This window comes from Brevundimonas sp. PWP3-1b1 (genome assembly GCF_049896065.1).
GTDB lineage: Bacteria > Pseudomonadota > Alphaproteobacteria > Caulobacterales > Caulobacteraceae > Brevundimonas > Brevundimonas intermedia_B.
Window position 1 is genome coordinate 101,775 of record NZ_JAFCTO010000001.1, and the last position, 26,445, is coordinate 128,219.

A 26,445-nucleotide genomic window follows, 5' to 3' on the forward strand; every position below is an offset into this window, starting at 1 on the left:
ACAGTTATACGACAGTGATATGACAGCGATCTAGGAGTGATTTTGGCGCCACACTCCGCGCGCCACGCCCTTCAGTCTGAGGCGCGCTCGAACACGTCCGCGATTCCGCGCGCCGTCGGCCTGATGGCGTGGGGTTCGTGGAAGTTGCCGTTCACCTGGCTCTGGGCGATCACATGGGCGCGGAAGCGGGTGAACAGGGCGGTGTCGGGCGCCTGTGAATCGGACCAGAAGGCGTCGATCGGCTGCTGGTCGGTCAACCCTTCGAAGTCGAAGAAGGCGTCGCCCATCACCTTGACCGGCGTGTGGAAGCCCAGAGCCGACAGAGCGGCGCTGGAGTTGTTGACGACCATGCCCTGCGAGGCCCGGCACAGGGCCGCCAGATTGCCGCCGTCGATGAAATCGACCCGCCCGGCCAACCCGTGCTCTTGCGCCAGGCGCATCGTCACGGCTCGAAGGTTTACAAGACCCGGATCCAGCGGATGGTTCTTGACGACCAGCCGCGCGTCAGAAGGGGCGTTGGCGGCGAAGCTGGTGATGACAGCCGTCAGGAAGGCCCGATTGTCGGAATAACGCGAATACTGCAGAAGCTGGGCGTCGCCCTCGCGCTGCAGGCAGACGATGAAGAAGTCGCCCCGCGATTTTATGACGTCGGCGTCGCAGTTCTCGGCCTTGCGGAACGCCAGGCTGACATAGCGTCTGATATGACCGACGCACTGTTTCAACGGAGAAAAGACGTAGGGCGCCGCATAGCGAGGGAACAGCGCGCCGCCGATGATCTGGGCTGCATGATAGGCGCTGATGTTGGCCACATGGTGCGGCAAAATCTTGCCGACGGCGATCGGTTCGGGAATCGGCGGCGCCGGCTCGGGGTAGCCGTCGCGAAAGCGCGGCAAGGCGCTGGAGCCGTTGACCCCGTTACGCTCGACCGTCACCCAGTCTGGTCGGAAATAACCGTTTTCAAGCACCCATACGCGGGAAGAGAGGGCCTCGGAGGCCGCAAGGACGGCTCTGTTATAGGGGCCGGCTTCGCCGAACACGATGATGTCGGTAAACGTCTCGGCGAACTTGGAAAGCCCGTCGGCCCAGACTTGCGGACCGGCCTTGAAGATCACGCCGCCCGGCCGTCGCCAGTTCATGGCGTCGCCGGCGTTGAAGATCATTCGGCTGACCGTTGCTCCACGCGCCTCGATAACCGAAGCCAAGGCAGCGCCAAACGACCCGAACGGGGCGGAAACGATCAAAAAGCTTCGTCCCGCCAAGCCCGCGTCGCTACGGCGGACCGATGTCGGGAACGTCGACAGCACAGCCGATGTCGCGGCCTGCGCACCACGCGAACGCAACTGCGCCTGCGGGCGGATCAAGTCGGCGCGCAAACGATAGCGACGACGACGACGGGCCGAAAGTAATCGGGAGGAAGAGCGCAACTCCACCATTACGCCGCCTCGACCGGGCGCGACCGGAAATCCGGGAATCGCGGCTCCAGGAACTCTGCACAATCAGGACGTTTGCGAACGGGCGTCATTACCGCTCTTTTGTCGCGGCCGCCGAAGACGATCAACCGAAATCGGCAGATGCCCAGCGGTTTGCTCAAACCCATAATGAAGCGAGGCTTCTTAACATCAAAGCCGCCGTCCCCTTTGGGAGACGACGGCTCGATGCTTTGAAATCAACGATTTCCATGAACCAGCGGTCGCCAGCCCGGGTGTCCAGGCCGGCTCCCTTGCAGGTCTTAGAAGTTGATGTCGATGGTCGCGCGGCGGTTGAGCGGTTCACGCACACCGTCGGCGGTCGGCTTGGCCAGGTTGGTTTCGCCCTTGCCGTCGAGGGCGATAACGCCGCCGTTGACGCCTGCAGCAACCAGCGAGTCCGCGACGGTGCGCGAACGGCGGTTGGACAGACCCAGGTTATAGGCGGCCGAACCCGAGGTGTCGGTGTAGCCGACGATCACGACGCGCGTCGGACGACCCGACTTGGCGTAGTTGGCGGCTTGCGTCACCACCGAGCGGGCTTCCGCGGTCAGGTCCGAGCGATCCCAGTCGAAGTAGACGACGAACTGGCGAGCGACCGGGGTCTGAGCGACCGGCGGAGGCGGCGGCGGGGGCGGGGGAGGCGGCGGGGGCGGCGGGGGCGGGGGAGGCGGCGGGGGCGGAGCGTCTTCCGCACCGAAGCTGTAACGCAGACCCAGGGTCACGGTGTGCGACTGATCGTAGTCGCCGTCCCATTCGCCGAAGGAGGTCGCGCCGACGCCCGTGCCGACCGTGGTAGAGGCGAACGAAGAATCGCCCGTCAGGTAACGGTAGGTCAGGTCGATATTAGCGCGGTCGCCGATGGCCCAGGCCAGACCGGCGATCGCCTGAGCGGCGAACTTGGTCGAGTCGTCGTCAGCCGTGAAGGTGGCGCCGCGGTTGGCGCGCAGGTTGCCGGCGATGTCCGTCTTGACGTGGTTCACACCAGCGCCGAGGCCGACGAAGGGACGGATGCCCCAGGCTTCGTAGCCGAAGTCATAGATGACGTTCGCCATCAGGGTCATCGATTCGATGTCGCCTTCAGGAGAGAAGCAACCGCCCGTCGCCGGGGTGAAGTTGCAGACGCCCTGCGTGCCCGAAACGGCGCGAACCGTGCCGACGTCGCCCGAGCGGTAGCCGCCTTCGAGTTCCGCACGCCAGTTGGGGTTGAAGCGATAGCCAAGACGGGCGAACGCCGCCCAGCCGTCGTTCACTTCATAGTTCCACGACGCGCCGGTCGTGGACGACTCGGCGTTGATGTCGTCGATCATATGGTAACCGGCGTCGATCGCCCCGTACCAACCATTGGGTTCTGCCGATGCGGCCCCGGCTGCGAACAGCCCGGCTGCGGCGACAGAGGCGAGAAGTTTGAGCTTCATAGCTTCCTCACTGTGTGAATTGCGCGAAGCTGCGCGTTGGCACAGCGTTCCCGAGCCGAACGGCATGGCTGGCGTCCGGTTCCGCTCTCGGATTAGGATTGTGACGACTGTGGCGCCGTTTCAACACATTGGGCGCCTGCGAAAGGAAACGATTATGACGATGCGGTTCGACAGACAGGTGGCGATCGTGACAGGCGCCGGGGGCGGCCTGGGGCGCGAACATGCTCTGGCGCTGGCGGCGCGCGGGGCCAAGGTGGTGATTAACGACCTGGGCGGGGCCCGCGACGGCTCGGGCGGATCGGCCAGCGCCGCCGAGGCCGTGGTCGCCGAGATCGAGGCGGCCGGCGGCGAGGCCATCGCCAATGCGGCCTCCGTCACAGACTATGCGGCGGTTCAGGCCATGGTCGATCAGGCCATGGCCAAATGGGGCCGGATCGACATCCTAGTGAACAACGCCGGGGTCCTGCGCGACAAGAGCTTCGCCAAGATGGAGATCGAGGATTTCCGCTTCGTCGTCGATGTCCACCTAATGGGGGCGGTCAACTGCACCAAGGCGGTGTGGGAGATCATGCGGGGGCAGAACTACGGCCGGATCGTGATGACCACCTCGTCGTCGGGCCTGTACGGGAACTTCGGCCAGGCCAACTATGGCGCAGCCAAGATGGCCCTGGTCGGCCTGATGCAGACCCTGTCGATCGAGGGGGCCAAGAACGACATCCGCGTCAACTGCCTGGCCCCCACCGCCCACACCCGCATGACCGAGGACCTGGGCGCGGCGCTTCCGCTGGAGGCCCTCTCCCCTGGCCTCGTCACGCCGGGCCTGCTGTATCTGGTCAGCCGCGACGCCCCCAGCCGCGCCATCCTGGCCGCAGGCGCCGGCGGGTTCGAACGGGCTTACGTCACCCTGACCCAAGGCGACTTCGTCACCGGCGAGGATGCGCCCGAACAGGTCGCCGCCCGCTTCGACGCCATCTCGGACCGCACCGGCGAGATCGTGCCGGAAATGGGCGCCGCCCAGGGCATGATCGAACTGACCAAGGCGCAGAAGGCGCACTCTTCTTAGAGGGCCTATCGCGCTGCGCGCTACTTGAGGCCGACGTGGCGATCCAACGCTTGCGTTGACGTGGCGGCAGGCGCCTAACTTCTATCCAGAGGAAACCGGCCTCAAGCAGCGCAAAGCGCGGTAGGCCAACAAAAACGGCCTCAAGCAGCCCGAAGGGCGGTAGGCCAAACAAAAATGGGCTCAAGTAGCCCGAAGGGCGATAGCCCCAGGAGGAAAGCTCATGCGCGAAGCCGTCATCGTCTCCACCGCCCGCACCCCGATCGGCCGGGCCTATCGCGGGGCCTTCAACGACACCCAGGCCCAGCAACTCGGCGCCCATGCAGTCAAGCACGCGGTCCAGCGCGCCGGCGTCGATCCGGCCGAGATTGAGGACGTGATCATGGGCGCGGCCCTGCAGCAGGGTTCGACCGGCACCAATGTGGCGCGCCAGATCGCCCTGGCCGCCGGCCTGCCCTCGACCGTTCCCGGCATGAGCCTGGATCGCCAGTGCGCCTCAGGCCTGATGGGCATCGCCACGGCGGCCAAACAGGTGATCGTCGATCAGCAGAAGATGGCGGTCGGGGGCGGGCTGGAGTCGATCTCCCTGGTCCAGAACCAGAATATGAACCTGTACCGGATGAAGGACGAAGAGCTGCTGAAGCTGTCGCCCCACATCTATATGTCGATGCTTGAAACGGCCGAGGTCGTGTCGCGTCGCTATGGGATCAGCCGCGACCGTCAGGACGAATATGCGCTTCAGTCCCAGCAGCGCACCGCAGCGGCCCAGGCGGCCGGCCGGTTCGACGCCGAGATCGTGCCGATGACCACCACCATGCTGGTGACGGACAAGGCGACCGGCGAAACCTCATCCAAGGCCGTGACCCTGTCCAAGGACGAGGGCAACCGCCCCGAAACCACCCTGGAAGGCCTGAAGTCCCTCAAGCCCGTCTTCGGCGGCGGCGAGGAGATCCAGCAGGGCGAGTTCATCACCGCCGGCAACGCCTCGCAGCTGTCGGACGGCGCCTCGGCCTGCGTGCTGATGGAGGCCGGCGAGGCGGTGAAGCGCAACCTTCAGCCGCTGGGCGTCTATCGCGGCATGGCCGTCGCGGGCTGCGAGCCCGACGAAATGGGCATCGGCCCGGTCTACGCCGTGCCCAAACTTCTGAAGCGCCACGGCCTGACGGTCGACGACATCGGCATCTGGGAACTGAACGAGGCCTTCGCCGTCCAGGTCCTGTATTGCGCTGAAACCCTCGGCATTCCGATGGACCGACTGAACGTCTCGGGCGGCGCCATCTCCATCGGCCACCCCTACGGCATGTCCGGCGCCCGCATGACCGGCCACGTCCTGATCGAGGGCAAGCGTCGCGGCGCCAAATACGGCGTCGTCACCATGTGCATCGGCGGCGGCATGGGGGCGGCCGGGCTGTTCGAGATTTTCTGACCTTAGTCTCCTCCCCGTCGCAGAGCGATGGGGAGGTGGCGCGGCGCTTCTTAGCGCCGTGACGGAGGGGTTCTGCACCGCATCACAGGCGCCCGTGGGACTTCAAGAGCCCCTCCACCACGTTTCGCGCGGTCCCCCTCCCCATCTCATGGGGAGGAGAGTTTCCTCTAAACCCGCTCGCTGATCTTGATCGCCGCCTTGCACCCGACCTTGATCACCCCGCTCAGAAACCGATAGGCCGGCGCCTCGCGGCTGCCGTGTTCGATGGCGTGGTCGTGGTGGGCCAGTTCCTCGTCGCGGAACTGTTTCAGCTCGGCCGCCAGCTCAGGATCACGCTCGCCGATCTCGGCGATCTGGTCGGCATAGTGTTTCTCGATGACGCTCTCGACCGCCTCGGTGCAGGCATGCGCCGCCTTCTCGCCCATCAGGGCCGTACCGGCGCCCAGGGCCGAGGCCGCGATCCGCCACAGGGGGGTCATCACTGTGGGCCGCACCTGCCGCTCGTTCAGCAGCCGATCGAAGCGCGCCAGATGCACCGCCTCCTGGTCCTGCATCTCGCCCAGGTCTCGGGCGATCTCGCCCCTGCCCTTGCGACCCTCGAACACCGCCTTCTGTGCACGATAGATCAGGACGGCGGCGTATTCCCCGGCGTGATCGACCCGCAGGATTTCGTCCATCCGCGCCTTGTCGGCGCCACGTCCAGGTCTGGGCAGGGGAATGGAGCCGCTCATCAGATCAGGCCTTCTCGATACGGGGCGCGCGGGCGTCCTTGGGGCGTTTGGCGGCCAGCAGGCTGAACACCGCAAGCGCGGAGGCGACGAGGGCGTTCCATCCGGCCATCGACAGACCCAGCCAGCTCCAGGCCACATCGCCGCAACCGATGACCTTGACCACCGGTCCCGTGCCCATGGCCAAGGCCGTCAGACTGTCAATATCGACCGACCCGCCGACCGACGAACAGGTCGCGGGCAAGGCCCACCAGCCATATTCACCGCCCATGTGGAAGATGGCCGTCACGGCCCCGGTGGCGAAGACGGCGGCCAGCAGGAAGGCGGCGATGCGCGGGGTTCCCCGCCGACTGCCGCTGATCAGGGTCCAGGCCGTGGCGACCGCCGCCACCGCGACCGCGCCCCAATAGGCCTCGCGCTGCTTGAGGCACAGATTGCAGGGCGCCAGCCCCCCGAACCGCTCGAACGCATGGGCCGCGCCCAGCATGGCCAGCGACGCGGCCAGGGCGAAGGCGGTCCACCAACGGGTCAGGAGGCGATAGGCGTCGATCATTGCGAAAAGTCTTACCCCTACCCAGGCCTCACGTCGACTTACAGAAGCTTCACGGCGACGATCAGTCCGACCAGGGCGATCAGCCGATCACGCTCCACAGCGCCAACCGCTTTTCCACCTGCGCCAGCATGGCCGGACCCCAGCGTTTCAGGATCCACGCGTCCAGGAAGAACCGCCCGCCCCGCGTCACCACCGACGCCTGCGCGCCAGATCGAAGACGCGGCCGTAAAGCTGGCGAAGCATGAAAATCCCTGAGGCGACGTCGTCCCCTAGCAACGTCGGCTTCAACCCCCTAATCGGATCGCATGACGCCCACACCCTCCCCCGGAAAACAGGACGACGTCAGCCACAACGTCACCCGCCTCTTGCGACGGCTGGCGGATGACGGCGGCGACGCGGGCCTGACCCTGCACGAGATCCGCGACCGGCTGGACGAGCGCGCCTATGGACTGCTGATCCTGCTGCTCTCCATCCCCTGCCTGGTCCCCGGCCTCTACGGGGTGCCGCAGATCGTCGGACTGATCGTCATCCTGCTGGCGGGCCAGATGCTGGTCGGGCGCGAGGAGCCGTGGCTGCCGCGCTGGTTCCTGAACCTGCGCTGCAAGGGCGCCTGGCTGAAGGCCATGGCCGATTTCGCCGAGTCGAAACTGGGCTGGATCGACCGGCTGTCGCGCCCGCGCCTGCGTCGCTTCGCCGACGGTCCGGGCGAGAAGCTGGCGGCCGTCTTCATGATCCTGGCGACCCTGACCATCGTCATGCCCCTGACCAACACCATCCCCTCGGTCGCCCTGGCGCTTCTGTCGGTCGGCCTGATCCAGCGCGACGGCCTGTTCGTCATCGCCGGTTGCGCCGTCACCACGGCCTGGCTGACCCTTCTGGGCATTCTCGCCACCGGCCTGCTTATGGGCGCGGAGTGGGCGACCCGGCTGCTGCCGGGCTGAGATCGCCCTGCCGTCATCACGTCCCCGTGGCTTCGTCTTGGCTCCGTCGTCTTCTGTGACTAGGTTCCGCGCCAATCGGCGGCCCCTTTCGGTTAAGCCCGCCTCAAAAATCTGTGCGGGAGACGCGCCATGAACGACATGACCCAGTCCACGGTCGAACAGATCGACCAGGAAAACCCCCTCGGCGTCGACGGTTTCGAATTCGTCGAATTCACCGGCCCCGAGCCCAGGGCGATGATCTCGCGCCTGGAGCTGATGGGCTTCACCCAGACGCACGTGAACCCCCGGACCGACGTGGTCCGCCTGAAGCAGGGCGACATCAGCTTCCTGGTTCATCGCAAGCCCCAGGATCGTCCGGACAGCCAGGCCGCGACCTTCGCCAAGGATCACGGCCCCTCCGCCAACGGCATGGCCTTCCGCACCACCGACGCCAAGGCCGCCTATGAGGGCGCGGTCGAACGCGGCGCCAAGCCGGCGCAAGGCGTCTCGGGCGGCGCCCTGGGCGCAGACTATCCCTATATCCTGGAGGGCATCGGCGGCAGCCTGCTCTACGTCATCGACCAGTATGGCGACGCCGGCTCCCTGTATGACACCTGGGACGAGATCGAGGGCTGGGAGGAATCCGAGCGCAAGAATTCGATGGGCCTGGAGATCCTGGACCACCTGACCCACAACGTCCGCCGCGGCGAGATGCGCACCTGGTCCGGCTTCTACGGCTCGGTCTTCAACTTCGAAGAGCAGAAGTATTTCGACATCAAGGGCAAGGCGACCGGCCTGTTCTCGCAAGCCATGATCGCGCCCGACCGCGCCATCCGCATCCCCCTGAACGAGAGCCAGGACGACAACTCCCAGATCGAGGAGTTCCTGCGTCGCTACAACGGCGAGGGCATCCAGCACATCGCCCTGACCACCGAGAACATCTTCGAGACGGTCGAGGCCATGCGCGAACGCGGCGTGGACTTCCAGGACACCATCGAGACCTATTTCGAACTGATCGACAAACGCCTGCCCAACCACGGCGAGGACGTGGCGCGGATGCGCAAGAACCGCATCCTGATCGACGGCTCGGACGAGGACGGCCTGCTGCTGCAGATCTTCACCCAGGACACCTTCGGCCCGATCTTCTTCGAGATCATCCAAAGGAAGGGCAACGAGGGCTTCGGCAACGGCAATTTCCAGGCCCTGTTCGACTCCATCGAGCTGGACCAGATCCGTCGCGGCGTCATCAAGGTCGACGCCTGAATGCAGATGCGGCCGCCGTCCTGGTTGCCCTGGCTCGGCCCGGTCCTCGCGGCCGGCGCCGGGGCTTTGGCCGGCGAATACTGGCTGGGCGGCGGCTTCTGGATGGTCCTGATCGCCGCCCTCATCTGCGGCTTCGCCCCCATCGTCGGCTACCAGGTGTGGAAGCGACTGCACCACCGGGGGTGAGGGGTTGAGGTCGTGCGTGGCTGAGAGCGAGGCTGGGTCGGAGTCCGCTAGGGTGGTTAGCGGTCGTTCCATGATCCGATCTGAACCGCCGTGATGAGGCTTCCAACGGTCAGACTGCGATAGGTTCGCTCACCGCGCCATTCGCGAAACTCTCGAATAAGGTTCAGTCCGAAATTATGCGCCACCTCGTTTGGCGCATAATGCCTCAAGTCCATAAGGCTGAAGTCCGTGCCGAACGGTTCCCTGATCGCGTCAATGGCATCGCCCAAATCCTCACCGGCAAGACCCAGATCGTAATAGAGTTCTGTTGTCTCGGTGATTGCGTCCTCTCTCATGGTGACGCGCTTCAGCGCGCTGACCACATGGGCGCGGATAGCATCTTCTGATCGAGCGATGTCGTCGGCCATCACCTGAGTGAACGCCAAAGGGTGAATGTCTGCAACGGGTCATGCGCAGCCCTGGGATTCGGCGCCGAAAGCGGACGTTGGCCTCTGGGCCGGAAAGCGGACGTTGGCCTCTGGGCCGGAAAGCGGACGCACCGGATGTCGGCAGCGGCCTGGGAAGCGGTCTATTCGAAGGACGCCCTGACGAACTGATCCACCTCGTCCGCAGGCATGTAGGGCTCGCGGCGGAGGGTTAGGGAACGTGCGTGGAAGTCCGGATCATTCCGCATCGCGGCCTGCACTTCGCCCTCTTCCGAGACATGGCTGAACGCGTAGAGGGACACCGCGAGATTGTCGAAGGCCGCCTCGTTGGAACGATAACGGCCTGGTCCCCCATTGGCGCGCTGGCAAATCCGCAGCACCTCGCTCGCCGCCATGGAGAAGATGCGCGCGTTCTCGAACTGCGTCTCGATGTGTCGCGCCTCGACGGTGACGCCGTCCAAACGTCCACTGCGGTATTCAAGAAGGATCGGCGTCTCGTTCATCTCCAGAGTCTGCCGATCGACGTCTTCTTGTCCCCCCATCGCCTGACGCAGGGCGGCGATGTCGTCCTCCGGCACATATTCGGCCATGGCAGGCAGGTCGCGAAACAGGGCGTCGAGGTCGGCCGCGCCGACAGGTTTCATGAGGGGGCCCAGGCGAACCGTAGACATCCGCCAATGCCGCCGCCTCATCCGGCGGAAGACCGAACTCCAGGCGCCCGATCCCGACTTTTGGCTTCACCAACCAATCAGCGCTCATGGGGCAACTCACCTGCAGATCCGGTTCAATCGCCCGGAAAGCCGTGACGCGGAACGCCGCTGGCCGACCATTACCGCCTAGACGCGCGTGCGACGAGTGCGATCTTGGGTTCAGGTTCTGTTACGCTGATGAGCCCGAATGTCCGCAATGGTCGTGTGCAGCCGTGGGATTCGGCGCAGAAAGCGGACGCGCCGAACTGCGGCTAGGGGTGGAGAGCGGACCTGTCCCTGCACAGCCAGGCCCTGCTCAGCGCCATCGCCCGATAGCTCAACGAACGGCCAAGAAAGACCTTGCTCTATCGGACGCCAGCGGAGACCTTCGCTGTGTGTGTTGCAGCGATCAGTTGAGACCGTCGTCGAAAGCAGATTTTCATGCGTCGCCGTCAAGCGGACATTGATCTACCCAACCCGAAACAACACGAGGAGCCCCATGAATAATCTGTTGAAACCGCTGCTACTGATCGCCGGCATATCAATCATAGCCACTGAAGCCGACTCTGCCGAGATCATCGCCATCAACCCAACCAGCAAAGCAGCACTGTTGGACGGCAATTGCGGAAATGATGAGTGGGAAGCAGCAACAAAGATCGAGCTGCCTGCGCAGGCCTCCATCTATCTTATGCACGATAACGATTACTTCTACATTTGCGCCAAAGGCAAATCAGAAGATTACACGGTATTGGATCTGTACATAGAGCACGCAGAAACTGGGCATCTCCACCATTTCCATCTCTCCGCTCAAATGGGAGAACGCGTGCGTACCGACGAAGGATGGGGTGAGTCCGCGACATGGGAGCTCAAAGACTATGCTGGATTCTGGGTACCATATTTTGGACTTGAAGATCCTGAGAACAACAATGGGCCGAAGTTCGCCAGGGGAACACACAGGCAGCTACAGGTGTCACGCACAAAATTTGCAGGCAACACCTGGAACATGATGATTGGCGTCGGTGCCATCAGGCACGAAGGCGCTGGAGCAGAATTCCGTTACCCCGAAGAGGCGGTAGATAGCGACGAATCGACTTGGGCTACGTTTTCCTTTACTGAACAATAAGGCCTAGCAACTCATTCACGCCGACGCCGTTTCGCGGCAACCATCAGCACGAAGCTGCCACTGTTCAAGCTTCCCGAAAGTCCCCCATGGGTCGGTTTGCGATGTAAGCAGTCAGTCTGAATGCGGGCCTGCGCGTTCAGACTCCCCTGTGCTCGATCGGGCGTGGCCTCACGCCAATACGTTCGGGCGCTGGGCCCCTTTGCGCTGCGGGCCGTCATATCGCCGACGTTCAACGCTCTGATTTTTCAACGCTTCCAATTTTCTTCAGCCAATCGACCTGACACGCCCTCGTACCGGGTTAGACTGCTCTCGACCGGCGTCTCCGAGGAAAGTGCACAGATTGCACCCTGTTTTCGGCGCCTGGAGGGGTTTCACGATGCGCGGCGCATTTTCCGGACTGATTGCACTCTTTGCACTGTGTTTTTCCCCGGCCCACGCCCAGGACGCCGCGCCCCACTGGTCGCTGGCCATCCACGGCGGCGCGGGCGTGATCGAGCGGTCCAGCCTGACGCCGGAGCAGGACGCCGCCTATCGCGCGTCGTTGCAACGCGCGCTGGACGCCGGTTCGGCTGTACTGGACCGGGGCGGCTCGGCGCTGGACGCGGTCCAGGCTGCGGTCGAGATTATGGAGGACGATCCCCTGTTCAACGCGGGGCGCGGCGCCGTCTTCAACGCGGCGGGCCGCAACGAACTGGACGCCGCCGTCATGAACGGGTCGGACCTAACCGCCGGCGCCGTCGCCGGCCTGACCACCACCCGCCACCCCATCGCCGCCGCGCGGGCGGTGATGGAACGCTCGCCCCACGTCATGCTGATCGGCCCCGGCGCCGACGCCTTCGCCGCCTCGGTCGGGCTGGAACAGGTCGAGCCGTCCTGGTTCTTCACCGAACGCCGCTGGCAGGGTCTGACAAAGGCCCTGACCGAGGCCGGTCTGCCCGTCCCCGAGCGCCCCGCCGGCGCGCCGGCACCCAGCGATCAATCGGCCGCCGAAGTCGCCCCGCCCCTGAACGAGAAGAAGTTCGGCACGGTCGGCGCCGTGGCCCTGGACAGCCAGGGCCGCCTCGCCGCCGCCACCTCGACCGGCGGCATGACCGCCAAACGCTGGGGCCGGGTCGGCGACGTGCCGGTCATCGGCGCGGGCACCTACGCCTCCAACGCCGACGGCTGCGCCGTGTCGGCGACCGGAGACGGCGAATATTTCATCCGCGCCACAGTGGCCCGCGACATCTGCGCCCGGATCGGCGCCACAACGGCGGTCGACACGGCGGCCCAGGCCGAGATCGACGAGGCGAAAACCCTCGGCGGCCTGGGCGGCGTCATCGTCATGACCACGGGCGGCGCCCCCGCCTTCGCCATGTCCACCTCGGGCATGTATCGGGGCGCCGTCTCCTCGACCGCCCCGGCCCGCATCGCCATCTATGCCGACGAAGACTGATTTCAGACTATTCAGACGTTTCAGACTCTCTTTTTCCAGACCGAGCCCATGCCTGCATCCGACGATGAACTGACCCTGATGGCCCAGGAGGAGCTGGACGCCGCCTGCGCCATGCCCTTCGTCGAGCTGAAGAAGATCACCCCCTGGGGCGACAGCTACGAAGGCTTCGCCCCGTCCGGCCGCACGGTCGAGGTCGAGCGCCGCTACCTGTGGGCCGTCGAACCCGAGGGCGGCGTCATCGTCGAGGTCGAGGTCCGCGACGCGGCGGCCCGCACCGGCGCCGAGGCCCGCGCCCTGCTGACGCCGTCCGGTTGAGCCGACGCGTGATCGCTCGGTTTCCAACCCCGTGAATTCGGTTTAGGCCTTTGTCCATGAAACTCGCCTCGCTCAAGCACGGCCGCGATGGCCGCCTCGTCGTCGTCTCGCAGGACCTGAACTGGTTCACGGACGCCTTCCTGATCGCCCCCACCCTGCAGGCCGCCTTGGACGACTGGGAGCGTTGCGGTCCCCGCCTGCTGGCCCTGGCCGAAAGCCTGGAGCACGAGGCCGTCCCGCGCGGCCGCTTCCACGAGCGGGACGCCGCGTCCCCCCTGCCCCGCGCCTATCAGTGGGTCGATGGCTCGGCCTATGTGAACCACGTCGAGCTTGTGCGCCGCGCGCGCGGGGCCGAAATGCCCGCCACCTTCTGGACCGATCCGCTGATGTATCAGGGCGGTTCCGACAGCTTCCTCAGCCCCCGCGACGCCATCCCCTTGGCCGACGAGGCCTGGGGCTGCGACCTGGAGGCCGAGGTGGTCGTGGTCGTCGGCGACGTGCCCCAGGGCGCGACGCGGGAACAGGCGCTTGAGGCCATTCGCCTGGTCGGCCTGGTCAACGACGTATCCTTGCGCAACCTGATCCCGGCGGAACTGGCCAAGGGTTTCGGCTTCGTCCAGTCCAAGCCCGCCAGCGCCTTGTCGCCCGTCCTGGTCACACCCGAGGCGCTGGGCGACCGATGGAAAGACGGCAAGCTGCACGGCGCCCTGAACGTCCAGCTGAACGGCCAGGACTTCGGCAAGGCCGACGCCGGGGTGGACATGACCTTCGACTTCGGAACCCTGATCGCCCACCTGGCCAAGACCCGCTCGCTGGGCGCCGGCACCATCGTCGGTTCGGGCACCGTGTCCAACAAGGACGCCGACGGCGGCCCCGGCAAGCCGGTCAGCGAAGGCGGCCTGGGCTATAGCTGCATCGCCGAGGTCCGCACGGTCGAGACCATCCTGCGCGGCGCCGCCGAGACCCCCTTCCTCAAGCACGGCGACACGGTGCGGATCGAGATGCTGGACGACCGCCACCACTCCATTTTCGGCGCCATCGAACAGACCGTCGCCCCGCTTTCCAGCGACGCATGACAGGATTAGGCTGATCGCGTCGGCCTCGGGAGAGGCCGCATCCGGTCTTTGGGGAGAGACGACGTGCCGCCTGAAATGCTGATCCCTCTGCTCATGATCCCGATCATGCTGGTGATCCTGCTGGTCGTGCTGTTCGCCGGTCGGTCGCTGCTGCGCGACCTGGTCGAGAGCCACGCCGCGGACTGGCATCTGAACGCCATGGCCGTAACCGACGCCTTCCTGGTCTTCGCCATGGGCCTAATCGTCATGCAGCGCGTCGAAATGTATATCCGCGCCCGCCGCGTCCTGGCGGGCGGAACGGACAGCCATGTGGAGCTCGTGGCATGAGGGGCGCGTTGACGACTTTGGCCCTGATGCTGGCGGCCGGCTCTGCCATCGCCCAGGACGCTCCCCCGACCGGCGAAGACTGGGACCTGGTCAAGGACGCCAGGAAAAAGAGCACGATCGCCTATGTGACCACAACGACCGGCCTGTCCATCGCCACGCGCTGCATGGACTCCGGCTATTCCGCGCTCATCTTCGGCCTGCCGGAAGTGACCCGCCGGACCAAGACGCGTCCCCTGCAGATCACTTTCCGGGATGAGGAGGCCTCGGAATGGCGCTGGAACGTCACCACCGACCGGTCGGGCGCGGTGGCCGACTTTCCCGCACCCTTCGCTCGCGAACTGCGTCAGGGCGGGCGTCTTCAGATCGTCGTGCCGGACGGCGCCGGCGAGGGACGCAACCTCCGTTACGATTTGGAACTGCCGGCGTCAGGCTCAGCCATTGACGAGACTTTGACCGCCTGCAACCGCCCGCTTGTGGATCCGCGCGATCAGGAACTGGAAGCCATCGGCGAGGACGGCCTCCAGGTCGGCATGCGCTGGGATCGCCAAATCCGTCCGCGTTATCCGTCCCAAAGCCGCTATTCGGAGGGCTTCGCCGTAACAACCTGCGTCGCCCAGCCGGACGGCAAGCTGCGCGACTGTGTGATCGAGACCGAGCATCCGGGCGACGGCCGGTTCGGCGAAGCGGTGCTGAAGGCGGCCCGCGACGCCACCGTCGCCTATGACGGCGACCAGCCGACGGCGCCGCGCATGATGGCGTTCCGCGTGAACTTCATCATGCAGTGACAAGCCCTCTGGACCCACGTCGTGGGTCTGTGGCATGAGGCGGCCTCTGCGGGCGTGGTGGAATTGGTAGACGCGCTGGATTCAAAATCCTGTTCCGAAAGGAGTGCCGGTTCGACCCCGGCCGCCCGCACCACCTTCTTGAAAACCTGATCAGCCCAGTTGCCGGTGGAAGAACCCCGCCACGTCGGCGAGGACCGTCGCCTTCTTGCGGAACAGGGGCGAGAAGGTCGCGATCAGGTCGGCGTGGTCAAGGCCCGGATAGAGCTTGGCTTCCGAACGTCCGCCCACAGCGCGCATCCGATCGTTCAGGATGATCGTGTCCTCGTCGTGGACCACCGTATCGGCCGTGCCGTGGCCCAGCCACAGCGGCGGGGCGTCGGCGCGCACGAAGGTCACCGGCTGGGTCAGGGTCGGGTCCGGCGCGCGGCCGAAGGCGTTGCGCGACGCCGCCACATCGAACGGCAGGAAGTCGTAAGGCCCCGCCAGCCCCGCCGCCGCCTTGATCAGCTCGGGCCGGCCGACGGCGGCCATGTAGCGTCGGTCCAGCGCGATCATCATCGCCAGGTGCGCGCCCGCCGAATGGCCCAGCACGCCCAGCCGTGCGGGATCCCCGCCATGTTGAGCCGCCACGTCCGCCGCCTTGGCCGTGGCGGCGGCGGCGTCCTCGATGAAGGCGGGGAAGACGACCTGGGGCACGACGCGATAGTCCGGCAGGGCCACGACGAACCCCTGCGCCGCCAGAGCCTGCGCGGCCCAGCCGTACTGGCTGCGCGAGCCTGAATCCCAGCCGCCGCCATAGAAGAATACCAGGGTCGGATACGGTCCCGGCGCGGTCGGGGCGTAGAGGTCCATCTGCTGGCGCGGATCGTCGCCATAGGCGATGTCGCGCGCGACGCGGCGCACGCCGCCGTCCCTCGGCCCCAGGGTGTTGAGCAGGCCCAACGGCGAACAGGCGGCGGCGAGAAGCCCGAGGGCAGGCGCGAAAAGTCCACGGCGGGTCATGCGTAGTGCTCCATCGCGCTTCAATACGTTCGCTCCACCCGATCGGTCGTCGTCGCCTTGACGAATACCGCGCCCCTACCTGGCGTTGGCGATCAGCCGACCGCAGTCGGCGTCCTCGGCCAGGCCCGGATCGACGAAGGCGAACAGGGCCGTCACCGGCGCCACCACCGCGCCCAGCAGCCCCGCCAGCCCGCCCTGGGAGACCATCTCGCGCACGTCCACCCCGACCTTGGGCGCCGTCAATGGGCCAGACACCGTGATCGGCGCCCACAGGCGCAGCAGGCGCGGCTTCTTGGATTCGCCGTCGATCTTCAGGTTCAACGTCTCGGCCCCAAGGTCGATCGTGCCCTTGCCCTGGGCCAGCACGACATCGGTGTCGACGATGAAGGTCCGGGCCGTCGCCGTGCCCCCGCTGACGGTGAAGTCGGCGACCGCGCAGCGGATCTGGCTTTCGGACTGGTCGCCGCTGAGCAGTTTCAGCAGGCCCGCACTGGCGTTGATGCCCAGCAGTTCGGCGAAGGCCGCCCGCATCCGACCGTTCGGCACCACCAAGCTGAGCGAGCCCTTGGACGCCGCCGCAAAGTCATGGATCGAGGCGCCCGCCCCCTCCAGCTTGGCCCGGCCCAAGGCGCGACCGGTCAACGGCGAAGAGCCATTGCGCGCGGGAATGATCGATTCCAGCGGATAGCCGGCCAGCCGCAGATCGACGGTGCTGTAGGGCATGGTCTTGGTCGCATCGATCCGCGCTGTGCCGTTCATCTCGCCCCGGTTGAAGTTGAAGCTGATCGGGTCGAGCTTCAGGATGCCGTCCTTCAGATCGGCCCCCAGGTTCACGGCGCGCACGTCGAAGTCGTTCGCCTTCACCGCCGCCGCCCGATAGGTCAGTGTCCCGTCCATCGTCTGCAGGCGTTCGGTCTGAAGCTTGGCGTCCGGCAGAAGCTTGCCGCCGACGGCGACGGGCGCTTCGGTGTCGGTGCCGGCCGCATTGGTTTGGGTCCGCGCGCCCAGCACGGCGGCCAGGTCGTCGATGTCCAGCCGGCGCGAGGTCAGCTGGGCATCGACGCGCAGGCGCTCGGCGGAATCGATCCGCACCTCGCCCGACAGGTCGGATGCGCCGACCCGGCCGTCGAAATCCTTGAAGGTCCAGATTCGTTCGTTGCGGTTCAGCGCGCCCGACAGCCGATAGGCCGGGGTATTGGGCAGGGTGACGCCGGTCAGCAGATAGAGATCGGACAGATTGCCGCCCTCGATGGTCATCGTCGCGTCGAACCGGCCCAGGTCGAACGGCCGCGTGATCGCCCCCTTGGCGTTCAGCGACGAACCCGCCCCGGTCACGTTCGCCTCGAACCGATAGGGTCGATCGCGCCGAATGTTCATGAAGGGCCCGCCCTCGATCTTCAGCGTCAGCGGCGATCCCCTGACATCGCCCCGTCCGTCCAGCACGAAGCCGGCCGCGCCGCTGGCCGCCTCTCGCGCATTGACGGCGGCCTGCAGCGTCAGGCCGCGCCGTTGTTCGTCGAAGGACAGCTGGCCGTCGGTGATGATCAGTTGCTGGATGACCGGCAGCTTCAGCCCCTCTCCGGTGTCGGGCTTGTTCGGATTCAACGCCCAGCTCTTGCGACCGTCCTTGGCCGAGATCAGCACCACCCTGGGCCGGGTGAAGCTGAGCAGCGGCATCTCGATCTGGCCGGCCAGCAGCTTCCTCAGCCTGACCGAGGCGCGGATCTTATCGACATCGGCCGTATCGCGATCGCGCGCCCAGTCCGGCCCGCCGATCTTCAGCCCGCGCACCACGGTGGACGGCGTCCAGCTGAACAGGTTGACGTCCAGATCCCCCGTCAGGGCGATCTGCCGATCATATTTGACCGAGGCCCAGCGCCCTATGGGGCCGCGCAGCATGTTCCAATCGAACAGGGCCAGAAACAGCACCACAACCGCGACGAGGACCAGCACGACCCCGACCGCCCATTTTTCCACCGATCCGGGCCGCCGCGCCGCCGCATAGACGGGGTCGTTGTCGCGAACCCAGTCGCGCCAGGACCGCAGACGCACGCCCGCAGGAGCCAAGGCCCTTTGATGCACGTCAGCCCGAAAAGTCCGCCAATTCCGTGGGTTCGACAATCGCTCGTCTCCGTCAGCCACAGAGAACGCATCAGCCCCGGTTTGGCGCCGCAACGTCAACCCATCATTGGATGTCGCCTATTTGACGTGAAGTTGTCGCATAATCTTTACAAACAAAAATATCGGCGCATATTTCGTCAGAGTCCTGATCTTAATTCAGGCCGTGGAGGATGACCGATGACCCGTTTTCTCACCCCTGCCCTGATCGCCGCCGCCCTGGCGGCCGCCGCGACGCCCAGCCTTGCCCAGCAGAGTCTTGCCCAGCAAGGTTTGGCTCACCAGAGTCCGGCCCAGCAGACGCAAGCCCGCGAAACCGTCAGCCCCGCCGCGCTTCGGGCGGTCATGGCGTGCAAGACTGACACGGCCACGCGCCGCGCCTATCAGCGCGAGTTCGGCGCGGCGCCCGTCTTCGTGACCGCACAGGAGGCCGTCGCCGCCCGCCAGAACGGTCAGCGCTGGTCCACCCCGCGCTGCATGACCGAGCATCAGTACAACCGACTGGTCGCCTTCACACAGACGCGCGCCTCGCTCTGAGCCCCAGACCCAGCAGATAAGAACCGAGCGCATAAGATAAGGGGCGCGGCCTTTCGACCGCGCCCCTTTCTGTCATTCCGGACTGCCGCGCCTTACTGCGCGGGCGTCAGGTATTTGTTCAGCCAGCCGAACACTTCGTTGTGCCATTGCAGGCTGTTGGCCGGCTTCAGCACCCAGTGGTTCTCGTTGGGGAAGACGATCAGGCGGCTGTCGATGCCGCGACGTTGCAGGGCGGTGAAGGTCGACAGGCCCTGGGCGGTGGGAATGCGGAAGTCGCGGTCGCCCTGGACGACCAGCATCGGCGTCTTCCAGTTCTCGACGTGGTTGGCCGGGTTGAACTTCTGATAGCCCTCCGGCTTGTCCCACGGCGTGCCGCCGTATTCCCATTCTGTGAACCACAGCTCCTCGGTCGAATAACCCATGCCGAAGGTGTCGAAGACGCCGTCGTGATTGACCAGGCACTTGAATTCGTTGGACCAGTTGCCGGCGATCCAGTTGATCATATAGCCGCCGTACGACGCGCCGAGCGCGCAGGCGTTGTCGCCGTCCAGGAAGCTGTATTTCGCTTGAGCCGCCGCCCAGCCCTTCTGCAGGTCTTCCAGCGGGCGGTCGCCCCAGTGCTGGCTGATCGCGTCGGTGAAGGCTTGGCCGTAGCCGGTCGAGCCGTGGAAATCGATCATCACCACCGCATAGCCGGCGCCGGCATAGGTCTCGGGGTTCCAGCGATAGGACCAGCCGTCGCCGAACGAGCCCTGCGGCCCGCCGTGGATCAGGAAGGCGACCGGATATTTGCGGCCCTCGACATAGCCGACCGGCTTGATGACATAGCCGTGGACCGTCTCGTTGTTCCAGCCGGGGAAGCTGAACTGCTCATACTCGCCGAACGCCTTGGCGGCGAAGGCGGGGTTTGACTGCGTCAGGCGACGCGGCATTTCGCGACCGAGATAGGTCTTGAAATACAGGTCGCCCGGCTCGCGCAGGCTGTCCTGGGCGAAGACGAAGCCCGACGGTGTCTGCTGGAAGGCCGAGACATGGCCCGCGCCCGTGATCGGCGTCACCACGCCGTTGCGCGCATCCACCGAGAACAGCTTGGTCGAGCCCACGTCGCCCGCAGTGGTGTACAGCGTCTGGCCGTCGCGCGACCATTGCAGCGTGTCGGCCGATCGGTCCCAGTTCGAGGCGATCTCGCGCTTCTGGCCCGTTTCGACGTCCATCAGCACGATCTGATAGCGATCCGCCTCGAAGCCTGGCCGCGCCATGGCGCGATAGGCCAGGGTCCGCCCGTCCGGCGAGAAGACCGGGCCCGCATCCCAGGCGTCGTTGTCGTCGGTCAGGTTGGTGAAGGTGCCGTCGCCCGACAGGCCGTTGGTCTTCCACAGGTCGAAGTTGGTGCTCCACGGCTCGGTCTGACCCGCCAGACGCGCCGAGAAGACCACGGCGTCGCCCGCCGGCGTGAAGACGAACTCGCTCTCGTCGCCGAACGGTTTGGAGGGCGTGTCGCCGTCGAAGCCTTTCGTCACCCAGGCCGGCGTTCCCATGGCCTTGCCGTCGCGGCCGATGGACTGGACGAACAGGTGGTTCTGGGTGTGGTCGTTCCACGTGTCCCAGTGACGCACGAACATGCGGTCATAGACCTGGCCCGTCGTCTTGCCTTCGGCGATGGCCTTGCCCTGTTCGACCGAGGCGTTCAGGTCGGCCGCGTTCGGATAGACGGCCAGCGACACCGCCACCTTGTCGCCCGTCGGGCTGATCCGATAGGCGTTCACGTCGGTCGGCAGGTTAGTCACCTGCACCGGCGCCGACGTCGGCGAGGCGACGCGCCAGACCTGGCTCGCGCCCGATTTGCCCGACAGGAAATACAGATTGCCGTCCCCGCCCCAGCGCGCGGTGTTGGCGCCCTGGTCCGAGATGGCCAGTCGACGCGGCGCGGCGTCCGGCGTGGTCAGGTCCAGAATCCACAGGCTGCCGGCGCGGCTGTTGGCGTCCACGTCCGTGGTCGTGACCGAATAGACGACATAGCGACCGTCCGGCGACACCTGCGGATCGCCCAGCCGGTTGGCGGTGATCATGTCCTGATAGGTGAAGGCGTCAGGCGTCGCAGGCGCGGCGGGAACCGGGGCGGGCGGAACCTGGGCCAGGGCCGGAACGGCGCTCATCAGAGCGACAGCCGCGCAGGCGGCGGACAGAAGGGAACGGTGACGCATCAAGCTCTTCCTCGGAAATCTTGCTGCGGCGAGGCGTAGCACCGCCGTTCGTCGGGCGGAAGTTGTCGCGAACGACCGACTTAGCTAAGATAGTTAGACCAACCCACGATCCCGGGGAGCGAGACATGACCGTCGTCACCGTCCACCACGCCAAGACCCACCTGTCCAAACTGATCGCCGCCGCCGAACGCGGCGAAGAGGTCGTCATCGCCCGCGGCGACAAGCCGGCCGTGCGGATCGTGCCGTTCGAGCCCGCCGCCAAGCCTGATCGCAAGTCGGGTCGGTTGAAGGGCGTCGTCGCGATGGACGCGCGGTTCTTCGACCCCCTGCCAGAGGATGAACTGCGCCTTTGGGAGGGACGCGGCGAATGAGGCTGCTGCTCGACACCCACGCCCTGATCTGGTGGATGTCAGGCGAGGCAGGCCTCAGCCGAGCAGCCGAGGCGGCGATACGGGACGGCGGCAATACCGTCTTCGTCAGCGCGGTCTCGGCCTATGAGATCGCGCTCAAACACGGCATGGGTCGATTGCCTCAGGCTGCGCCTCTGGCGGAACGGTTCGAGGCTGAGGTCGAGCTCGAAGGATTCGCCATCCTCCCGATCACCGCCCGCGAGGCGTCGCAAGCCGGCCGCATGGACAATGCCCACCGCGATCCGTTCGACCGGCTGCTGATCGCCCAGGGCCTGCTGAACGAACTGACGCTCGTGTCCAACGAGCGCCTGTTCGACAGTTTCGAGGTCGCCCGGATCTGGTGACCTACTGCGCCGCCGTATAGCGGCCGACCCAGTCCAGGATTTCCTGCTGCCAGTCGACCCAGGTGCGGGGTTTCAGCACCCAGTGGTTCTCGTCCGGCACATGGACAAAGCGGCTGGGAACGCCCTGGCGCTGAAGGGCCGAGAAGGTCGCCAGACCCTGCTCCATCGGCACGCGGAAATCCTTGGACCCGTGCAGCACCAGCATCGGCTTGTTCCAGTCGCCCGCATAGGTCTCCGGGTTGAAGGCGTCGTACACCGCCTTGCGCTCCCAGCTCGGTCCGCCGAACTCGTGGATGAAGTTGCCGATATCCATGGCGTTCATCAGTTGGGGCACGTCGAACACCCCGGCGTGGTTGACCAGGCAGCGCCACGGCCCGTTCCACTTGCCGGCGATCATATTGACCATATAGCCGCCGTAGGAGGCGCCCAGGGCGCAGGCCCGGTCGCCGTCGATCCACGGATTGTTGGCCAGCGCCGCCGCCCAGCCCTTCTCCAGATCCTCCAGCGGTCGGTCGCCCCAGTGGTCGTTGATGGCGTCGGTGAAGGCCTGGCCGTAACCGGGCGAACCGTGGAAGTTGATCATCACCACCGCATAGCCGGCGGCCGTATAGGTCTGGGGGTTCCAGCGGTAGGAGAAGCTCTCGGTCCAGGGCGATTTCGGCCCGCCGTGGATCAGATAGACGGCCGGATAGCGCCGTCCCTCGACCGCGCCCGCAGGCTTGAACACCCAGCCCTGAACCGGCTCGTTGTTCCAGCCGGCAAAGGTGAAGGCCTCGCCCTTGGGCAGGTCCAGTTGCGCCAGCACCTCGGCGTTCTGGCGGCTGATCTGGCGCGGTTCGCCGTTGGCATGAACGAAGATCTGCGCCGGGGCGACGAAGCTTTCGTGGGCGTATGCCAGGACGCCCGCGACCTCTTCATAGGACCCGACCGCGCCGTTTCCGGTCAGGGGCGTGACCCGACCGTTGCGCGCATCGACCGAGAACAGCCGGTTCTGCCCCTCGTCCGCCGCCGAGACCAGCAGCGACCGGCCGTCGGTGCGCCATTGCAGGCCGCCCGCGCCGCGATCCCAGTCGGTCAGCTTCCTCGCGCCCGACCCGTCGGCGTCAGCCACCCAGACCGCCGCCTGATCCCCGCCGACATTCTCGCGCGGCGCCGACAGCCAGGCCAACTGACGGCCGTTCGGCGAGAAGACGGGATTGCCGTCGGGTCCCTTGTTGGCCTCCGTCAGATTGACCGGCGTCCCGCCATCGAGCGCCACGCGGAACACATCGCTGTTGCTGGTGAAGGGTTCGCCTGCCCCTTGCGTCTGGGTTCCGTAAACCAGCGTCCGCCCGTCCGGCGAAATATCGAAGCTGGAATCGCCCGCCGACACATCGGCGTCGAGGCCCGCCAGCAGATCGCGCGGCTCTCCTCCACCCAGGCCCGACCCGTTCAGCGGCTGGACGAACAGATGGGTGCGGCGCGTATCGACCCAATGATCGAAGTCGCGCAGCGGCAGACGGTCATAGGCCTGGAGCGTCGACTTGCCGCGCGCATCCAGCCGCGTCTTGGTGCAGGCCAGGTCAGCGCAATCGACGAAGACCGAGACCGCCAGCACCAGCGACCTGCCGTCCGGCGCGATGCGGAACCCCGACACGTCGAACGGCAGTGTCGTCACCTGGGCTGCAGCCATCCCGGCCACATCCGTGCGCCAGACCTGGTTCGATCCGCCCCGCGACGACAGGAAGTATATGGCCCCGCCGTCCGGCGCCCAGCGCGCGCCCGAGGCGCCGCCTTCCGAGATCGCCAGCCTGCGCGGCTCGCCGCCGTTGACGTCAGCCAGCCACAGGCCGTTGACGCCCTTGTTGCCGTCCCAGTCAGTGGTGCGCACGGCGTAGACGATCTGGCGGCCGTCCGGCGAGACGCGCGGCTCGCTGACCCGCTCCATCATCGCCAGGTCCTTCAACGACAGGCCGCGCGAAGCGGGCGCTGCCGCTTCGACTGGCGCAGGCGCCCCCTGTTGAGCGAACGCAGGCGCGGCGGCCAGCATCAGGGTTCCGAAGGCGGCAGCCGCCATCCAGCGTGAACGCGTCATGTCTCAATCCCCACAGGTTTTCCGACCTTGATAGGGGCCGCCCGCCGCATCGCCAAGCGTACAGGCCGTCGCGCCTCAACACGTCGGGCATCTTGCCCCCTCCGACCGAACCGGCGACAAGCGGTCATCCATGACCCCCGCCTCGCTCCCTGCCTCGACGCCCGCCAGACGCCAGCCGCACATCGTCGATGTGCTGATCGCCGAACGTGCGCCGCGCCTGACCGCCTCGCCCCTGTGGCCCGTGGTGCGACCGGCGCTTTACGGCGTGCTGGGCTATGGGGCGGCGGTGCGGATGGCCGACGCCATCCAGCCGCTGTCGGGGACTGAGACCTTCGACTACGTGTCCGATCTGCTGAAGCTGAAGGTCACGACGACGAACCTGCACCGCCTGCCCGCGACCGGCCGCTGCATCGTCGTGTGCAACCATCCGACCGGCATCGCCGACGGGGTCGCCGTGTTCGATGCGATCAAACAGCGGCGGAGCGACATGATCTTCTTCGCCAACGCCGACGCCATCCGCGTCTCGCCCCGGCTGGACGAGACCATCATCCCGGTCGAATGGGTCACCGACAAACGCACCCGCGAAAAGACCCGCGCCACCCTGACCGCGGCGAAAGAAGCCTTCGAGGCCGAACGCTGTGTCGTCATGTTCCCCGCTGGTCGTCTGGCGCGCGAGAGGAACGGCGTGCTGACCGATCCCGAATGGGCCCCGACCGCCGCCTCGATGGCGCGCAAATACGATGCGCCGGTGATCCCCATGCATGTCACCGGCCCCTACAGCCGCCTTTTCCACCTGTTCGACAAGGTCTCGCAGGAGCTGCGCGACGTGACCCTGTTCCACGAACTGCTGAACAAGGCGGGCAAGCCGTTCGGCGTCGATGTCGGCCTGCCGATTCCCGCTGACCGGCTGGATATTGACGCCGCAAAGGCGACCGAGGCGTTGAAGCATTTCACCGAACGGACCCTCGCCGCCGATGCCGACACGGTGTTCGCATGAAGATCGCCCTGCCCGACGCCGAGGCCACCACCGCCCTGGGCCAGGCCATCGCCCCCCTGCTCGCGCCGGGCGACAGCGTCCTGCTTTACGGGCCGCTGGGTATGGGCAAGTCGACGCTGGCGCGCGGCCTGATCCGCGCCCTGACCACGCCGGACGAGGACGTGCCGTCGCCGACCTTCACCCTGGTCCAGTTCTATGAGTCCGACCCGCCCGTCGCCCATTTCGACCTCTATCGCCTGACCCGGCCGGAAGAAGCCTTCGAGATCGGCCTGGACGAGGCGCTGGACGAGGGTTGCGCCGTCATCGAGTGGCCCGAACGGCTGGGCGAGGAACCGGGCCGATTCCTGGGGCCAGACCAACTGATGATTACGATTTCGGAACAGGGCGAAGGCCGCCTTGCGACCGTTTCCGGCGTAGGCCGATGGAAAGAGCTGATCGACCATGTCCGTTTCTGACCGCGAACAGCTTCGTCTCGACTTCCTGGCGTCCGCTGGCTTGGCCGACGCAGTGCGCGCCCCCCTGCCCGGCGACGCCTCGACGCGACGTTACGAGCGGCTGACGCCCGCGTCCGGCCCCACTCTGATGCTGATGGATCAGGCCCCCGCCGCCGAAAGCCCGCCCGCCGATCCGACGTGGAGTCCTGAGCAACGTCACGCCGCCGGCTGGAACGCCGTCGCCCGCCTGTCCGCCGGCCGGATCGAGGCCTTCGCCGCCGTCGCCGCCCATCTGAAATCCTTGGGCCTGTCCGCCCCCGGCATCCCGGCCCTCGACGCCCCGAACGGCCTTGCCGTGCTGGAGGATTTCGGCGACGATCTGTTCGCCCGCGTGATCGAGGACGGCGCCGACGAGACCTCGCTGTATCTGACCGCCGTCGACGCCCTGGCGACCCTTCACGACGCCGGCGTCCCGCCGCAGACCCTGCACGGCCCCGGCGGCGACTGGCCCCTGCTGACCTATGACGAGACCGCGCTTCAGGGCGGGGCCGACCTGTTCGTCGAATGGCTGCCCCGGCTGGACGATCGCGTCGCCTTCGACGCCGTCGCCGTCGCGGAGTGGCGCGAGGCCTGGGCGCCCCTGGTCGCCTCGGGCGCGGCCGGGGCCTCGGTCATGGCCCACCGCGACTATCACGCCGAGAACCTGATCTGGCTGCCCGACCGTGAAGGCCCCGCCCGCGTCGGCATGATCGACTTCCAGGACGCGGTGCGCGCCCACCCCTCCTGGGACCTGCACTCCCTGCTGCAGGACGCCCGCCGCGACGTGTCGCCGGCGCTGGAGGCCGAGGCCCTGGACCGCTATTTCGCCCTGCGTCCCGGCGTGGACCGCGCCGCCTTCATGGCCGACTACGCCGGGCTCGCCGCCCTGAACGAGGCGCGGATCATCGGCATCTTCGCCCGGCTGATCGCCCGCGACGGCAAGCCCCGCTACCGCCAGTTCCTGCCCCGCATGTGGCGGCATCTGAACGCCAATCTGGAACAGCCGGCCCTGGCGCCCGTCGCCCGCTGGTTCGACCGCCACGTCCCTGCCGAGGTGCGCGCATGACCGCTTCAAAGACCGCACCCAAGAC

At 66.4% G+C, this 26,445-nt stretch carries 27 protein-coding genes and 1 tRNA gene; 18 read left to right on the plus strand and 10 right to left on the minus strand.

What is annotated here, in order from left to right; all coding sequences use genetic code 11:
- Window positions 1-71 precede the first annotated feature (71 nt).
- Together ACP69V_RS00450 and ACP69V_RS00455 are read right to left on the minus strand one after the other, a co-directional pair.
- On the minus strand, window positions 72-1,160 hold the full coding sequence (locus ACP69V_RS00450; RefSeq protein WP_426022203.1) for a capsular biosynthesis protein: 1,089 nt from the start codon (window positions 1,158-1,160) through the stop codon (window positions 72-74).
- Window positions 1,161-1,729: 569 nt separating this feature from the next.
- Window positions 1,730-2,884, minus strand: a complete 1,155-nt coding sequence (locus ACP69V_RS00455; RefSeq protein ID WP_426022204.1) for an OmpA family protein — start codon at window positions 2,882-2,884, stop codon at window positions 1,730-1,732.
- A gap of 154 nt (window positions 2,885-3,038) precedes the next feature.
- Between ACP69V_RS00455 and ACP69V_RS00460 the strand changes: the two genes are divergently transcribed.
- Both ACP69V_RS00460 and ACP69V_RS00465 read left to right on the plus strand, forming a co-directional pair.
- On the plus strand, window positions 3,039-3,947 hold the full coding sequence (locus ACP69V_RS00460; protein ID WP_426022205.1) for an SDR family NAD(P)-dependent oxidoreductase: 909 nt from the start codon (window positions 3,039-3,041) through the stop codon (window positions 3,945-3,947).
- A gap of 220 nt (window positions 3,948-4,167) precedes the next feature.
- Complete coding sequence (locus tag ACP69V_RS00465) at window positions 4,168-5,370, plus strand: acetyl-CoA C-acyltransferase (protein WP_426022206.1); 1,203 nt, start codon at window positions 4,168-4,170, stop codon at window positions 5,368-5,370.
- A gap of 167 nt (window positions 5,371-5,537) precedes the next feature.
- On the opposite strand, the gene ACP69V_RS00470 is transcribed toward ACP69V_RS00465, so the two are convergent.
- Window positions 5,538-6,101, minus strand: a complete 564-nt coding sequence (locus tag ACP69V_RS00470) for a demethoxyubiquinone hydroxylase family protein (RefSeq protein ID WP_426022207.1) — start codon at window positions 6,099-6,101, stop codon at window positions 5,538-5,540.
- Between the two features lie 4 nt (window positions 6,102-6,105).
- Entirely contained in the window at window positions 6,106-6,651 is a 546-nt protein-coding gene (locus ACP69V_RS00475; RefSeq protein WP_426022208.1) for a disulfide bond formation protein B, read from the minus strand.
- Between the two features lie 305 nt (window positions 6,652-6,956).
- On the opposite strand from ACP69V_RS00475, the gene ACP69V_RS00480 reads away from it, so the two are divergent.
- The 3 genes from ACP69V_RS00480 to ACP69V_RS00490 all read left to right on the plus strand — a co-directional run bounded on the left by ACP69V_RS00480 (window position 6,957) and on the right by ACP69V_RS00490 (window position 9,020).
- Entirely contained in the window at window positions 6,957-7,592 is a 636-nt protein-coding gene (locus ACP69V_RS00480; protein WP_426022209.1) for an exopolysaccharide biosynthesis protein, read from the plus strand.
- A gap of 129 nt (window positions 7,593-7,721) precedes the next feature.
- Entirely contained in the window at window positions 7,722-8,834 is a 1,113-nt protein-coding gene (hppD, locus tag ACP69V_RS00485; RefSeq protein ID WP_426022210.1) for a 4-hydroxyphenylpyruvate dioxygenase, read from the plus strand.
- Window positions 8,835-9,020: a hypothetical protein gene (locus ACP69V_RS00490; RefSeq protein ID WP_426022211.1), complete on the plus strand. Its 186-nt coding sequence runs from the start codon at window positions 8,835-8,837 to the stop codon at window positions 9,018-9,020. It begins immediately after the preceding gene.
- Between the two features lie 56 nt (window positions 9,021-9,076).
- Here the strand turns inward: ACP69V_RS00490 and ACP69V_RS00495 are convergent, their stop codons facing one another.
- Window positions 9,077-9,427 carry a DUF1493 family protein gene (locus tag ACP69V_RS00495; RefSeq protein WP_426022212.1) on the minus strand — a complete coding sequence of 117 codons (351 nt, stop codon included), beginning with the start codon at window positions 9,425-9,427 and terminating at the stop codon, window positions 9,077-9,079.
- Window positions 9,428-9,588: 161 nt separating this feature from the next.
- Window positions 9,589-10,035, minus strand: coding sequence for a hypothetical protein (locus ACP69V_RS00500; RefSeq protein ID WP_426022213.1), 447 nt, complete (start codon window positions 10,033-10,035; stop codon window positions 9,589-9,591).
- Between the two features lie 598 nt (window positions 10,036-10,633).
- On the opposite strand from ACP69V_RS00500, the gene ACP69V_RS00505 reads away from it, so the two are divergent.
- The 7 genes from ACP69V_RS00505 to ACP69V_RS00535 all read left to right on the plus strand — a co-directional run bounded on the left by ACP69V_RS00505 (window position 10,634) and on the right by ACP69V_RS00535 (window position 15,328).
- Window positions 10,634-11,257 (plus strand): hypothetical protein, encoded by a 624-nt coding sequence (locus ACP69V_RS00505; RefSeq protein WP_426022214.1) that lies wholly within the window; start codon window positions 10,634-10,636, stop codon window positions 11,255-11,257.
- 376 nt (window positions 11,258-11,633) lie between these two features.
- On the plus strand, window positions 11,634-12,692 hold the full coding sequence (locus tag ACP69V_RS00510; protein WP_426022215.1) for an isoaspartyl peptidase/L-asparaginase family protein: 1,059 nt from the start codon (window positions 11,634-11,636) through the stop codon (window positions 12,690-12,692).
- A gap of 48 nt (window positions 12,693-12,740) precedes the next feature.
- Window positions 12,741-13,007, plus strand: coding sequence for a hypothetical protein (locus ACP69V_RS00515; RefSeq protein WP_426022216.1), 267 nt, complete (start codon window positions 12,741-12,743; stop codon window positions 13,005-13,007).
- A gap of 56 nt (window positions 13,008-13,063) precedes the next feature.
- Window positions 13,064-14,083, plus strand: a complete 1,020-nt coding sequence (locus ACP69V_RS00520) for a fumarylacetoacetate hydrolase family protein (RefSeq protein ID WP_426022217.1) — start codon at window positions 13,064-13,066, stop codon at window positions 14,081-14,083.
- A gap of 63 nt (window positions 14,084-14,146) precedes the next feature.
- Complete coding sequence (locus tag ACP69V_RS00525; protein WP_426022218.1) at window positions 14,147-14,410, plus strand: hypothetical protein; 264 nt, start codon at window positions 14,147-14,149, stop codon at window positions 14,408-14,410.
- Window positions 14,407-15,195 carry a hypothetical protein gene (locus ACP69V_RS00530; RefSeq protein WP_426022219.1) on the plus strand — a complete coding sequence of 263 codons (789 nt, stop codon included), beginning with the start codon at window positions 14,407-14,409 and terminating at the stop codon, window positions 15,193-15,195. Before ACP69V_RS00525 ends, ACP69V_RS00530 begins: the two co-directional genes overlap by 4 nt.
- A 48-nt stretch (window positions 15,196-15,243) precedes the next feature.
- Window positions 15,244-15,328 (plus strand) — tRNA-Leu (locus ACP69V_RS00535).
- A gap of 17 nt (window positions 15,329-15,345) precedes the next feature.
- On the opposite strand, the gene ACP69V_RS00540 is transcribed toward ACP69V_RS00535, so the two are convergent.
- A complete protein-coding gene (locus ACP69V_RS00540) occupies window positions 15,346-16,197 on the minus strand; it encodes an alpha/beta hydrolase (RefSeq protein WP_426022220.1) in 852 nt (283 codons plus the stop codon).
- A 75-nt stretch (window positions 16,198-16,272) separates the two neighbouring features.
- The gene (locus ACP69V_RS00545) at window positions 16,273-18,249 is read right to left on the minus strand and encodes an AsmA family protein (protein WP_426022221.1); all 1,977 of its coding nucleotides are present in this window, start codon (window positions 18,247-18,249) and stop codon (window positions 16,273-16,275) included.
- A 246-nt stretch (window positions 18,250-18,495) separates the two neighbouring features.
- Here ACP69V_RS00545 and ACP69V_RS00550 point away from each other — a divergent pair, with 246 nt between their 5' ends.
- Entirely contained in the window at window positions 18,496-18,852 is a 357-nt protein-coding gene (locus ACP69V_RS00550; protein WP_426022222.1) for a hypothetical protein, read from the plus strand.
- Between the two features lie 92 nt (window positions 18,853-18,944).
- Here ACP69V_RS00550 and ACP69V_RS00555 read toward each other — a convergent pair whose 3' ends face one another.
- Window positions 18,945-21,056, minus strand: coding sequence for a prolyl oligopeptidase family serine peptidase (locus tag ACP69V_RS00555; RefSeq protein ID WP_426022223.1), 2,112 nt, complete (start codon window positions 21,054-21,056; stop codon window positions 18,945-18,947).
- A 125-nt stretch (window positions 21,057-21,181) separates the two neighbouring features.
- Here ACP69V_RS00555 and ACP69V_RS00560 point away from each other — a divergent pair, with 125 nt between their 5' ends.
- On the plus strand, window positions 21,182-21,427 hold the full coding sequence (locus tag ACP69V_RS00560; RefSeq protein ID WP_426022224.1) for a type II toxin-antitoxin system Phd/YefM family antitoxin: 246 nt from the start codon (window positions 21,182-21,184) through the stop codon (window positions 21,425-21,427).
- The gene (locus ACP69V_RS00565) at window positions 21,424-21,810 is read left to right on the plus strand and encodes a type II toxin-antitoxin system VapC family toxin (protein ID WP_426022225.1); all 387 of its coding nucleotides are present in this window, start codon (window positions 21,424-21,426) and stop codon (window positions 21,808-21,810) included. The genes ACP69V_RS00560 and ACP69V_RS00565 overlap by 4 nt, the downstream gene beginning before the upstream one ends.
- 1 nt (window position 21,811) lies before the next feature.
- Here ACP69V_RS00565 and ACP69V_RS00570 read toward each other — a convergent pair whose 3' ends face one another.
- Window positions 21,812-23,884, minus strand: coding sequence for a prolyl oligopeptidase family serine peptidase (locus ACP69V_RS00570; protein ID WP_426022226.1), 2,073 nt, complete (start codon window positions 23,882-23,884; stop codon window positions 21,812-21,814).
- Between the two features lie 130 nt (window positions 23,885-24,014).
- On the opposite strand from ACP69V_RS00570, the gene ACP69V_RS00575 reads away from it, so the two are divergent.
- From ACP69V_RS00575 to amgK, 3 genes are read left to right on the plus strand one after another with little or no spacing between them, the layout of a single operon-like run.
- Complete coding sequence (locus tag ACP69V_RS00575; protein WP_426022227.1) at window positions 24,015-24,881, plus strand: GNAT family N-acetyltransferase; 867 nt, start codon at window positions 24,015-24,017, stop codon at window positions 24,879-24,881.
- Complete coding sequence (gene tsaE, locus ACP69V_RS00580) at window positions 24,878-25,336, plus strand: tRNA (adenosine(37)-N6)-threonylcarbamoyltransferase complex ATPase subunit type 1 TsaE (RefSeq protein ID WP_426022228.1); 459 nt, start codon at window positions 24,878-24,880, stop codon at window positions 25,334-25,336. The genes ACP69V_RS00575 and tsaE overlap by 4 nt, the downstream gene beginning before the upstream one ends.
- Window positions 25,323-26,420, plus strand: a complete 1,098-nt coding sequence (gene amgK, locus ACP69V_RS00585; protein ID WP_426022229.1) for an N-acetylmuramate/N-acetylglucosamine kinase AmgK — start codon at window positions 25,323-25,325, stop codon at window positions 26,418-26,420. The genes tsaE and amgK overlap by 14 nt, the downstream gene beginning before the upstream one ends.
- Window positions 26,421-26,445 lie beyond the last annotated feature (25 nt).